Source organism: Alicyclobacillus dauci, from assembly GCF_026651605.1.
In the GTDB taxonomy this organism is placed as follows: domain Bacteria; phylum Bacillota; class Bacilli; order Alicyclobacillales; family Alicyclobacillaceae; genus Alicyclobacillus; species Alicyclobacillus dauci.
Genome location: NZ_CP104064.1, coordinates 3,503,518 through 3,515,926 on the forward strand (window position 1 = coordinate 3,503,518; position 12,409 = coordinate 3,515,926).

10 protein-coding genes are annotated in these 12,409 nt (G+C 52.5%); 2 read left to right on the plus strand and 8 right to left on the minus strand.

What is annotated here, in order from left to right; genetic code table 11:
* Positions 1–21: 21 nt before the first annotated feature.
* The 3 genes from NZD86_RS17775 to NZD86_RS17785 form a co-directional block, all read right to left on the minus strand.
* Complete coding sequence (locus tag NZD86_RS17775) at positions 22–714, minus strand: hypothetical protein (RefSeq protein WP_268043389.1); 693 nt, start codon at positions 712–714, stop codon at positions 22–24.
* The gene (locus NZD86_RS17780) at positions 683–1,285 is read right to left on the minus strand and encodes a helix-turn-helix domain-containing protein (RefSeq protein WP_268043390.1); all 603 of its coding nucleotides are present in this window, start codon (positions 1,283–1,285) and stop codon (positions 683–685) included. Before NZD86_RS17780 ends, NZD86_RS17775 begins: the two co-directional genes overlap by 32 nt.
* Before the next feature lie 183 nt (positions 1,286–1,468).
* Complete coding sequence (locus tag NZD86_RS17785; RefSeq protein WP_268046926.1) at positions 1,469–3,001, minus strand: bifunctional GNAT family N-acetyltransferase/carbon-nitrogen hydrolase family protein; 1,533 nt, start codon at positions 2,999–3,001, stop codon at positions 1,469–1,471.
* A 369-nt stretch (positions 3,002–3,370) separates the two neighbouring features.
* On the opposite strand from NZD86_RS17785, the gene NZD86_RS17790 reads away from it, so the two are divergent.
* Positions 3,371–3,970 (plus strand): pirin family protein, encoded by a 600-nt coding sequence (locus NZD86_RS17790; protein WP_268043391.1) that lies wholly within the window; start codon positions 3,371–3,373, stop codon positions 3,968–3,970.
* A gap of 414 nt (positions 3,971–4,384) precedes the next feature.
* Here the strand turns inward: NZD86_RS17790 and NZD86_RS17795 are convergent, their stop codons facing one another.
* Both NZD86_RS17795 and NZD86_RS17800 read right to left on the minus strand, forming a co-directional pair.
* A complete protein-coding gene (locus tag NZD86_RS17795) occupies positions 4,385–5,092 on the minus strand; it encodes a Type 1 glutamine amidotransferase-like domain-containing protein (RefSeq protein WP_268043392.1) in 708 nt (235 codons plus the stop codon).
* Between the two features lie 138 nt (positions 5,093–5,230).
* Positions 5,231–7,504 carry a Tex family protein gene (locus tag NZD86_RS17800; protein WP_268043393.1) on the minus strand — a complete coding sequence of 758 codons (2,274 nt, stop codon included), beginning with the start codon at positions 7,502–7,504 and terminating at the stop codon, positions 5,231–5,233.
* A gap of 92 nt (positions 7,505–7,596) precedes the next feature.
* Here NZD86_RS17800 and proC point away from each other — a divergent pair, with 92 nt between their 5' ends.
* Entirely contained in the window at positions 7,597–8,424 is an 828-nt protein-coding gene (gene proC, locus NZD86_RS17805; protein WP_268043394.1) for a pyrroline-5-carboxylate reductase, read from the plus strand.
* Between the two features lie 38 nt (positions 8,425–8,462).
* Here proC and NZD86_RS17810 read toward each other — a convergent pair whose 3' ends face one another.
* The 3 genes from NZD86_RS17810 to NZD86_RS17820 form a co-directional block, all read right to left on the minus strand.
* Entirely contained in the window at positions 8,463–9,251 is a 789-nt protein-coding gene (locus NZD86_RS17810; RefSeq protein WP_268043395.1) for a 3'(2'),5'-bisphosphate nucleotidase CysQ, read from the minus strand.
* Positions 9,252–9,332: 81 nt separating this feature from the next.
* Positions 9,333–10,490, minus strand: a complete 1,158-nt coding sequence (gene sat / locus NZD86_RS17815; protein ID WP_268043396.1) for a sulfate adenylyltransferase — start codon at positions 10,488–10,490, stop codon at positions 9,333–9,335.
* 1,467 nt (positions 10,491–11,957) lie between these two features.
* A complete protein-coding gene (locus NZD86_RS17820) occupies positions 11,958–12,380 on the minus strand; it encodes a DUF1284 domain-containing protein (RefSeq protein WP_268043397.1) in 423 nt (140 codons plus the stop codon).
* Positions 12,381–12,409 lie beyond the last annotated feature (29 nt).

Consider the following 12,409-nt stretch of genomic DNA (forward strand, 5'->3'; position numbering starts at 1 on the left):
CCTCCCATCAATCTACCTTTTTTAGAGAACGGCACCAAGGGCGAACGTGATCGTGCCCAGTAGTGCAATCCACAGTTCCGTCATGACAATGCTTCGCTTCAACAGCCTGACAGCGACCAGGTTATATACGGAGTGTACGATCATAAGCGGAATGAACAACCATAAATTATGCATTACTATCAGCGTCGCCCCGATATGATAGGCACTTCCGAAAATGCGTTCCAAGACGCCCCACGCCGGACTTCCGTGACCTCTGCCCTGTGCCTCAAGGACCGCGCGGACTTCTCGAGATTTTTCGTCACCTCGCTGCAGCACTGTCGCTAATACGAAACCGTTCACGATACTGAGGACGACTTCGATGGCCGCCCATCCCTGACCAAGGGAGAGCGCTTGCGTCGTCGTACGGACAAAGAGAAGCACAAGGACCATGCGGAGAATTTCTTCAAGCGGTCCCGAAGCGCTCGTCACAACAGTCTGCGCCACAGCTTGCGGAAGCTTTTTCCCGACTGCGAGTGCGATTGGACTTCTCAGCCCCATCGCCACAAACCAGCCGAAGGCACCCAAGCCAAACACCCACCACTGCATCGGCCGATGCATCGCACCCATAGCCAGGCCATACCCAACTGGCACCAGCAAATATAGTGGGACCATCGCGTAAAAGGTTCGTAATTGTCTATCTTGTTCAATGTTTGTCTCTGTCTTTTGGATGCTCATTTAGCACCTCATCCTTGTCACCGGCCCGCCTGCCGCGATCCGGCTGTGGAATCAAAATGCTTGCAAACATTCTCTCTACTCGATCCGCCCGAGCAGGCAAACCCAAGTAACGCACAAACACGTCCCGCAAATCCTTTTGGAAATCCGCAAATTCGGCGTCCGTCAAATGAAGCGGTATTTGCCGGTAACCGCAGCCGTCCCGCACAAAGTTCACATCCCCGTCCTGTGTAATGTAGCGTTCAAAATCGCGCAACAAGGTTGCTAAAAACGTTGTGAAGTAGCGCAGGTGATCAGATGTCGATGCGGTTTGGACGTCCCGATCCGTTAACACCACACCACCCGAGACGAGCGCGTATGATTTCTCCGTTGCCCCCCGCATCTGTTGCGTGTCGACAACTTGGATGATTTCCGCTTCCTCCAGTTTCTTTAAATGGCGGTAGAGAGATGGGAGCGGGACGTCGCCCAATTTGCTGTGTAACTGCTGTGCCGTCATCTGTTCAACACCAGCCAAGGCACCAATCATCCGCATTCGAATGGGGTGGAGCAGAATGTCTGCCTTGGATTGGTCCATTGTCAATCACCATCTTTATTTTCATTTTTAATAATGATAATAATACTGCATCGCGAAGATAAATCAAGATGAAAAAAGGTTTATTTCGCAAATTTGCTTCGATCACAGTTCAGGCAGACCACAGGAGCCGCCCCAAACGCTAATCCCCAGGTGCGGCTCCTAGTAGTTAAGCCAAGACAAACCTCAATCGACATTCAACTGTTTCAATTCCACTCGATACAAATCCCTGCGCCTGTCCCGTAACTGCCGAACGGACCCAGAATTGCGGGATCTGCGGAGCACTTCCAAGTCCACGTCGCCAACAACAATCGTTTCCACGTTCGCGTCGCATTCACCGACGATACCGTCGCGCGGAAAGTCAAAGTCTGACGGCGCAAAGATTCCAGATTTCGCGTACTGAATATCCATGTTTTCCACGTGCGTCAAATTGCCAACCGTACCTGCCAGAACAGTGTAGACTTGGTTCTCGATAGCTCGTGCCTGTGCACAGTAACGGACTCGTAAATACCCCTGTCTGTCGTCTGTGCAGAACGGGACGAAAATAATATTGGCACCCTTATCTACGGCGATGCGCGCCAACTCGGGAAACTCGATATCATAGCAAATTTGGATAGCAATTTTACCGCAGTCCGTGTCAAAGACGTGGATTTCGTTGCCTTCAGCGATGCCCCACCACTTCGTTTCATTCGGTGTCGCGTGAATTTTGTATTGCTTCTCGATGGTTCCGTCACGGCGAAATAAGTGCGCTACATTGTATATGTCTCCGTCCTCTTCGACGAAGTGCGATCCGCCAATGATGTTCACGTTGTAGCGAACAGCCAATTCCGTGAACAGCTCGATGTACTGATCCGTGTACGTCGCCAGTCGACGAATGGCTTGGTCCGGTCGTTTTTCTTCCAGGAACGACATCAACTGCGTCGTAAAAATCTCCGGAAAGACTGCAAAGTCAGATCCAAAGTCGGACGCCACATCCACGTAATACTCCACCTGGCGTGCGAAATCACCAAATGAGTCGATCTTCTTCATCATGTATTGAACAGCACAAATTCGCACTGGCGAGGACGCGCGATAGACCCGCCGCGATTTTGGCAAGTAGTCGATGTTGTTCCATTCCATCAGTGTCGCGAACGACTCCGACGCTTTGTCGTCCGGCAAGTACTTCGAGTTGATCCGCTTGATTGAGAAGCCTTCAAGGAGTTGGAAGGAGAGGACCGGATCGTAAATACTGTGCTTCTCAACGGCCGCCACATACTCACGGGGCGTCATTTCAGCTTTGTACTTGTGATAGTTCGGGATCCGCCCCCCGATGATGATGCTTTGGAGGTTCAATTGCCGCGCGAGTTCCTTGCGGGCCTCGTACAGACGGTGGCCGATTTTCATGCGCCGATACTCGGGATCGACCATGACTTCGATGCCGTATAAGTTAAATCCGTCGGGATCGTGATTGGTGATATAACCGTTGTCGGTGATGACAGCCCAGGTGTGCTGATCGTCGTATTCATCGAAGTTGACGATCAGACTCGAGCACGATCCAACAATCTTATCTTCGAACTCAACGCAAAACTGTCCCTCTGGAAAAATGCGAATATGGCTTTCAAGCTGCTCCCTCTTCCAAGGCTCCATGTTTGGAAAACAGCGGTTCCACAACGCCATAATTTCGTCAATATCCTCAAAACGGATATTGCGAACCTCAATTTTCTTCTCGTATTTCGACATATCGGTATCAGTCACGTGCTCACACCCTTCTACCTTGTATGAAGTGGTATTCCCACATTCCCATTTTACAGCCATCCTGCGTCATTTCCGAGTGTTCTACCATGTGACTTTCTTCCTGGCTCTGCGAACACTCTACGAATTTACCCAGTTCACCGACGGCCCTTTACGATCCGCCCATCCCAGGCTATACTCCAATTACATGTAACTTTTATTTTGTAATTTAATTTAACTAGATAAGTTCAAAAGTATGCAGTTAGGAGACATGATGATGTTTGAAATCATTCCTTCCAATCAGCGATATACAGCCGATCACGGCTGGCTCAAGACATCCCACAGTTTCTCCTTCGCAGACTATTATGACCCGAACAAGTGCATTTCGGTCCACTGCGTGTGTTCAACGATGATCACGTCCAACCTGGAAAAGGATTTGGCCTGCATCCGCATCGCGAAATGGAGATTATGACGTACGTGATCGATGGTGTTCTGGAACACCAAGACAGCATGGGGAATAAAGGCTTCATCGAGCCAGGTGAGGTTCAGCGCATGACTGCAGGCACCGGTTTGCTGCATTCGGAGAAAAACGGATCGGATACCGCACCCGTTCACTTCCTACAAATTTGGTTTATGCCTAACGAATCGGGTCTCACGCCGTCATGGGAGCAAAAAAAGTTCACCAAGGAGCATCAACGGAATCGGTTACTGCCCGTCGTGTCCAACTCGCAAGAACACGCTGACGCGCTTCGCATCCACCAAGATGTTCGCGCCTATCTAACAACGTTGGATCAGGGGCGTGAAGTCACTTTGGAAACGGTACATCCTCGCATGTACGTATTCGTTATCTCAGGCACAGCCACCTTGAACGGCACGCACACACTGTCTGAGGGAGACACGGCACGAGTGTCGAACGAACGTCTTTTGTACGTATCTGCCTCGAGCGTTGCCCAATTGATGATTATGGAACTCGCCTAAGTCAAAATGTCCCCGATTAAAATGTAAATCTAACACGGGGACTCACTACGTTTTTCTGTCTGCTTCACGTATAAACCGCCATATGGTAAACTAAACATAAATAAGGAGGGGTTACGACCCCCTCCTATGGTTTTTGCGGTGGCCCTTTTGTCTTTTGTGTGGACGGGGGCCATTGCTTTTGATTGCGATTATCAGGCCGGCAATGCCTTTCAGCAAAGCCGCGACTGCCGCAATCCATTCAGCAATTTCGCGCATCAACCATCACCCCCTTTCTACGCGGGGATGTGGAGGAGGTTTACCCTCCTATCTGCATTCTATCACATGAAATTATCGCAAACTTGACTACCTCTATGCTATCTAAATGCTAGACTTCGGTAGAAGAACCGCCGCTGCCAGCGGCCAGCGGCACCACCATTAAGCGTGTCCCAAAAAATCAGGAACGAGTTCCTCTTCCAGCGCACTTCCGTCCTGTGCGTTTCGTGTTAGACGGTAGGCTCTCGCATCTGGACGGGAACTGACGATATGAGCCAAGTCGTCATCCAGAAAATGCAAGGCGACTCCGTCATCAGCCGCGAGGCCCGGTTTCAGCACACCTTCGGCCACCATGCCCTGATAGCTTGGGCGGCGGTTGATTTCCCCATCATAATGAGGGCAGTGACTGCCTCCGAGGAAACCAAGGCACTTGAGTGGCTCTAGTTTCTCACCAAAGGAGTCCGTGACCCCCTCTTCGAACCAGCACAGTGACCCGGCACTCAATCCCGCGAGAACGATCCCTTTCTCCCAGGCCTCCCGCAAAATGATGTCTAATCCCCATTCGCGCCATAGGGCAAGCAAGTTTTTCGTATTGCCACCGCCGACGTACACTGCGTCCTGTGACAGAACAAACGACCGTAAATCAGTAAAAGTTGGACGGAATAGAGACAAGTGTGTAGGCGTACAATCCAACTTCGAAAAGCTATTGTAAAAACGCTCGATATACCCCTCGGAATCTCCACTTGCCGTGGGGATGAAACAAACCTTTGGCTTATAAGTCCTTGTGGCATGCAGTATGTATGCATCCAACAGCGGATTGTCGGGTTCCATGGAAAACCCGCCGCCGCCAAGTGCGATGATCTGGCGCACAATTATCCCCCCAATCCCCTTAATCTCTAATATTGCCCGGATAACCAACGAGAGTATCAGAAAAATTTTATCCTACACGCATTCAGATTCGTCGTCAAACGACAAGAAGAGCTGATATACGATCTCGACGGTTCTCCATCACGAATTGCCAAGACCTTTCATAGACAGCCCTAGCCGCTGCTTCTGAACGTCAATTTGAATGACTTTCACTTTTACAATGTCCCCTACGGATACGACATCCATCGGGTGTTTGACAAATCTGTCGGATAACTGCGAGATGTGCACCAAACCGTCGTTTTTCACACCCACGTCGACAAACGCACCGAAATCAACGACGTTGCGCACCGTTCCCGTCAACGTCATGCCGACTTCCAGGTCCTCGAGTTTGAGCACGTCTGTCCGGAGGATCGGCGGTGGAACGTCCTCGCGGGGATCGCGTCCTGGACGTTCGAGCGCGTCGAAAATATCACGAAGCGTTGGTGCGCCAATGCCCGTTGCGTCGCTGAGCGTCTCAATGGATTCAGCACGTAACTCACGGAGCCACCCGCGACGGCGGGCCGCGTCTCGGAGAATAGATGCGTCCTGTCCGCTGCGCTGGAGCAAACTTTCCACGGCACCGTACGACTCTGGGTGAATGGGCGTCGCATCCAGGACCTCATCCCCGTCGGGAACGCGCAAGAAGCCCACGCATTGCTCCAACGTCTTCGGCCCCAGGCGCGGGACTTTGGAAAGCATTTTTCTGTTCCGAAAACGTCCGTTTTGTTCTCGAAATTCGACGATATTTTTGGCCACGGTTTTATTCAATCCTGCTACGTAGGACAGCAGGCTCGGAGATGCGGTATTCACGTCAACGCCTACCTGATTGACGGCCGACTCCACGACGGCACCCAGTTTTTCATCGAGTTTCTTCTGCGTCACATCGTGTTGGTATTGACCGACGCCAACCGACTTCGGGTCAATTTTGACGAACTCAGCCAGTGGGTCCTGCAAGCGGCGGGCGATAGAGATGGCGCTTCGCTCCGACACGTCCAAATCGGGAAACTCTTCTCCGGCCAGTGTGGAAGCGGAATACACGCTTGCGCCGGCTTCCGAAACGATGACATACGGAACCTTTTTCTCTTCTGACTCACTAACAGTTCGTACACAGTCAGCAATAAAACTTTCCGTCTCCCTCGACGCCGTTCCGTTACCAATTGCGATCAAAGTGATGTCATAACGGCTTATCAACTGAAGGACAACTCGACGTGCCTCATCGACTTTGCTTTGGGGTGGAGTCGGGTAAATTACGGTCACTTCGAGAAGCTTCCCCGTGTCATCGACGACTGCGAGTTTACAGCCGGTGCGATAAGCGGGATCGACTCCGAGAACCGTCCTTCCGCGAATTGGTGGCTGCATCAACAAGTTTCGCAGGTTCTCGCCGAAAATGTTGATGGCCTGTTCTTCGGCCTTGGCGGTCAGCTCTGCTCTGATTTCTCGCTCGATAGCCGACTCGATCAGCCGCTTATATGCATCCAGCACGGCTTCACGCAAACGCCGTCCTAGATAGCTGGCTTCCTTTACATGAACGTGTCTCCGCACGAGATAGGACACCATGACCTCTTGTGATACATCAACGGACACTTTGAGGAAGTTTTCCCGTTCTCCGCGGTTCATGGCGAGGATTCGGTGTGGCAGCACTTTTGCCAAGGGCTCGGAAAAATCGTAGTACGCTTCATAGACGCTTTCCGCTTCACTGTCCGTCGCCGCACTCTTTATGTATCCTTCGCGAGACGTCTGCTCACGAATCCACTTCCTGCTCTCTGGGTCGTCTGCGACTTCTTCCGCGAAAATGTCCAAGGCGCCTTGGATGGCGTCTTCGTTTGTCGGTACTCCTTTGGCCTCGTCCACAAATTGCTCCGCATAGGCAAGTACCATCGCTTCGGTGTCGACCTCGCGATCCTTCTCCCTTAACCACGCAGCCAACGGTGCGAGTCCCCGTTCTTTCGCCACGGACGCTCGAGTCTTGCGCTTCGGTCGGTACGGCCGATAGATATCTTCAACTTCTGTGAGTGTCTTTGCTTTTTCAATCGACAGCGTCAGCTTCTTGGCAACTTCCTCGTCAGCGAATGCGCCATGTTCGTCGAGTAATCGAACAACATCTTGCTTGCGCGTGAATAAAGCCGTCGCCGTTTCATAGCGACCGGAAATCTCACGAAGTTGCGTCTCGTCCAATTCTCCGGTCATTTCCTTCCGGTATCTCGCGATGAACGGAATGGTGTTCCCTTCATCGATCAGCCGAATCGCGGCGCGAACTTGTGTTGGTTTCAGGTCGAGATCGGATGATATCTGCTGTATATAATCTGGGCTTTTCAGTTCAAACAAATCGATAAACTCCTCTGCTCTAATCCGATCTGGATACACTTGTACTATCATCCAGTTTCTCTACCCGGCAAGAAAAATGCAACCCTGTAGATGATACAATAGGTCGGCAAGATGTGGTCATGCATATGTATGGAGGTTGTTTAATGGAAACTCGGCGGATTTTATTTATCGGTGCGGGCCGTATGGCGCAGGCGATGATTCATGGCCTGGTCAAACAACAGGGATCGTTTGCGTGGCAAATCGTCGCGTCAAACCGCTCAGACACAAGTCGATTAGAGGCTTTACGATCCCGCTTCGGCATCGAATCCACCTCAAATTGGCAACAAGTCGTTGAATCGGCGGACGTCGTTGTCCTGGCGATGCCGCCCAGCGAACATCCGGCTGTGCTCGCACAACTACGCGATCACGTCAAACAACACCAACTCATCGTCAGCGTAGCCGCCGGCATTGGCGTCTCGGGCCTTGAGTCATCCCTGCCCCCTGACGTTGCCGTGGCTTGGGTCATGCCGAATACTGCCGCGTCCATCGGTCAATCCATGACACTGTGTGCCCTCGGAAGTGCCGTCACGAATGAACAAGTTGAAATGTTAACAGAAATGCTACAAGCATTAGGTCAGCATCAGATCTGTACGGAAGAACAGGTGCACAAACTCACAGCCATCACAGGCAGCGCACCGGCCTTTATCTACCGAGCTGCGCAAGCATTCGAAGAAATGGCTGTCGAATATGGCTTATCCGAGGTAAATGCAAGACAAATCGTTGGGCAAATGCTGCTTGGCAGCGCCAATCTATTGCTCACGGGCACAGAACCACAAGTATTGGCAAATGAAGTAACGACGCCGGGTGGGGCGACTGCGGCGGGGCTCGAAGTATTGGAACGAGGAAACTTCATGTCCATTTTGCAAGAGGCCATCACAGCGACCAATCAGCGTGCGGCAGAATTAGGTATGGGTAATCCTCCGAAGCGGTGACAAGCAGTACTGTCACCACCTAGGAAGCCCCACCCACGCTAGTGCGAGGACTGCAGGTGGCTCTCGATTCTACCCGTCACGGTTTCACGACACGCAGATGACGTTGCAATGACACCGGTGACAAGTGTGTTTTGCTGATTAAACCGAAACGGATTCCTCTGTTTATCGGACGTCCATCCTCCGGCTTCTTCAACGAGAAGAACTCCGGCGGCAATGTCCCACTCGTTTTTCGGTGACAAGCTAAACGTCGCATCCGCCTGTCCAGCTGCGACGAGTGCCAGTTTGTAGGCGATGGAGCCCAAGGGGCGAACATCCATGTCTTGTTCAAACGGCTTGAACTCTCCGCGGCGAATTTCAGAGCGACTCCCCAGTACCATAAGTCGATCCGGCTTTCTTTCCCGCACACAGATTGCTTTTCCATTGAGCGCAACTCCATGCCCCTTGACCACACTGAAGACTTCCCCTGTCATGGGGTTATGAACAACGCCTACAATGGGCAGCCCATCCTCGACAAGTGCCACGGAAATCGCGAACTCCGGGAGTCCGCGAATGAATTCCCGCGTGCCGTCAATGGGATCCACGACCCAGACTCGTTTACACGTCAACCGAGACAGATCCTCAGCCGATTCCTCCGATAACCATCCATAGTCTGGGAACGACTCGGACAATTTCTCATGTAGAATCGAGTTCGCAGCCAAGTCGGCGGTTGTGAGCGGATCGTCCTTGCCTTTATACGACGTTTCAAACCCGTCGCGCGAAATTCGCACGATCTCCTGTCCTGCTTCGCGAACGGCATCTTCCAATATCCTGATTTCCCGCTCCAACACGTCTGCTCTCCTCCATCCGGTGCACGTCACGCGAGCACGCCGCTTGAGCCGATTTTCCTTGTCTCCTATCCGTTTTCCCGCTTACGCTTTTGTATAGTGCTCCATCAGAACTTTTACAACTTCTGGCCGGCTAAATTCCGGCGGCGGTGCGATCCCTTCGCTCAGCATCGCACGAACCTTCGTCCCCGACAGAATGATGTGCTCGCTATCATCATGCGGGCAGGTCTTCGGAGTTGCCATACCTTCACACTTCTTGCAGTAGAATGCATGTTCGAAGAACAACGGTGTGATACCGAGGTGATCAAGGTCGAAGTTGTCAAAAATGTGCTGTGCATCGTATGTGCCGTAGTAGTTGCCGACGCCGGCGTGATCGCGACCGACGATGAAATGAGTACATCCGAAGTTCTTGCGCACGAGCGCGTGCATCACGGCTTCACGCGGCCCCGCATAGCGCATCGCCGCTTTGTACACGCCGAAGAACACACGATTTTGCGGATAATAGTGCTTCAAAATGGTCTGATACGCCCGCAGCCTCACATCAGCCGGGACATCGTCTGATTTGGTCGGTCCGATGAGTGGATTGAGAAACAATCCATCGACTATCTCCAGGGCCGCCTTTTGAATATACTCATGCGCTCGGTGTACAGGGTTACGCGTTTGGAAGCCGACAATGGTCTTCCATCCGCGATCCGCAAACGCCTTCCGCGTCTGCTCCGGCGTGAAGAAAAAGTCGGAAAACTCGTCCACCCGTTCATCGGCAAACACTTCTACCGGTCCACCCAAATAAACACTTCCACGTTCATAGAGGCGACGAACACCAGGGTGTGCATCTTCTTTTGTACGATAAACCATTTCCGCTTCGTGCTCGAGGTTCGGGCGATAAATGTGATGAACCTTCATGGATGCACACACCACGCCGTCAGGTCGCACTAACGCGATTTCCTCATCCAATTTGACAGTTGCAGCGAATTCTTCGGTCACCGGAAGTGTCACCGGAATCGACCAGATTGCCCCATTCACGAGTTTCATCGTCTCCACGACGGAACGGTAGTCGTCTTCCGACATAAACCCGGTTAGCGGGCTGAATGCCCCGATCCCAATTTGATAAACATCCGAGACAGCCACTTCATCCAAGATGACCTGCTTTTTGGACTGCAGTGCGGAACACCTGTCCACAACTACCTCTGGCGAAATCATTCGATTGACAAGAGCAGATACGCTCGATTTTTGTAAAGTCACGAATTTGCCTCCCTTGTTGTACCATCCAGCGACGGAAACGTTGTCCCTTAGACCATAACATAGTTGCCTTGGTTAAGGCTCGCCGTAACCCGTTCACAACACATCACAACGTCCGTCGCAAGACCGTACTTGAGGTGTCAACCATCCCTGACTCCGGTCGTTGTCAAGGGACAGCTTTAGAGACGAGGGCCTACAGATCGCCACCAGGGTGAGCCTGGCCTTTGTAAGGCCATACATTCCATAAATTATTTAATCATCCCACTTATCGCTTGATCGTACAATCCCTTGGACAGGGGGAGAGTTTTGGCAGAGCGATGTCACCGCAGAGGTCGTCGCACCGCTTAAACGTTTATCCGCACGATATGGCAAGTTCCATTCGGATATTTTACCTTGGGAAGATTGAAAGAGGATTGAAGTATAGATGCCCGTGGGGTTGGGGGTGGCGCGGTCGGGAGCTTGTGCTGGCGCGAGTCCCCGCTTGGCCATGGTAGGGATCTGCAGGTCGCTTATTGCTCAGTTTGCGATGGTGGCGGTGTGACTTCATCTGGCGATGGGCTTACTGGTGCCGTGACACCGCTGGCGTTGGCTCGGTCTGGGCCTGCCTGTGGGCCCCCATAAGCGACTCGTGTTCCCTTGTACTCCCACTACGCTGGGGCACCGAGAAACAGGGGAACGAAATTCTCTTATCCCGCCGATCCCGCCTATTTCACACGTTGACGTGGTCACATAACGGAATCTAAGTCCGTTGATCATACCAAACGCGCGTCGGGCGAAGGATTAAAGGCACATAGGTGCGTAATCCCCCGGCCCTCCGTCGCCAGCACCCTCGGTGGCGGTGCGACTTAATCCGGCAATGAGCTTACTAGTTCCGTGACACCGCTGGCGGTGGCTCGGTTCGGGCCGGCCTGCCAGCCCCCATAAGCGACTCGTGTTCCGTTGTTACTCCCACTACGATGGGGCACCGAGAAACAGGGGAACGAGATTCTCTTATCCCGCCGATCCCGCCTATTTCACACGTGGACGTGGTCACATAACGGAATCCGAGTCCGTTGATCATGCCAGACACGCGTCGGGCGAAGGATTAAAGGCACATAGGTGCGTAATCCCCCGGCCCGGACGTCCGTCGCCAGCTACCCTCGGTGGCGATGTACTTCATCCGGCAATGGGCTTACTGGTTCCGTGACACCGCTGCCGATGGCTCGGTCTGGGCCGGCCTGCGGGCCCCCCATAAGCGACTCGTGTTCCGTTGTTACTCCCACTACGCTGGGGCACCGAAAACAGGGGAACGAGATTCTCTTATCCCGCCGATCCCGTCTATTTCACGCGTGGACGTGGTCACATAACGGAATCTGAGTCCGTTGATCATGCCAAACGCGCGTCGGGCGAAGGATTAAGGGAACACTGGTCCGCAATCCCGGACGTCCCCCCGGGCATTCCCCCGCCCCGCCACCTACAGCATCCGACAGATCATGAAGTCGACACAGGATACAGTCCCTGCCCGTTCTGAATACGAGCGACGCCCTCTTCGCAGACGCCGTAAGAAAGCCACGGGCAAGTTGCGCAGAAACTCGGTACGTCCGATGGCCAAATGGTGTACGCAATACGCGTTTCGATCTCGCCCCAGGACACAACCTCACCAACCTGTAGGCCAAGCCTTTCAAGAATGACGGCATCCCGTTTCATAACGGTTTGTTCCAAACAGTGACATGGCTTGTCGTCGGGGAATTTGGCGCACAAATCATCAGGTCCCTCGACCAATTCAATTTCAGTGCTGCTATTTTCGCGCAGCGCACTATGCAGATTGGTCATTTGTTTGACGAATTCGTCTGAGTAACCCATTCCCCGATAACCCAATAAGCAAAGTAAATGATGCCCTCGTAAGCGATACACGATGAAGCTCCTTTGACTCGTATCACTCA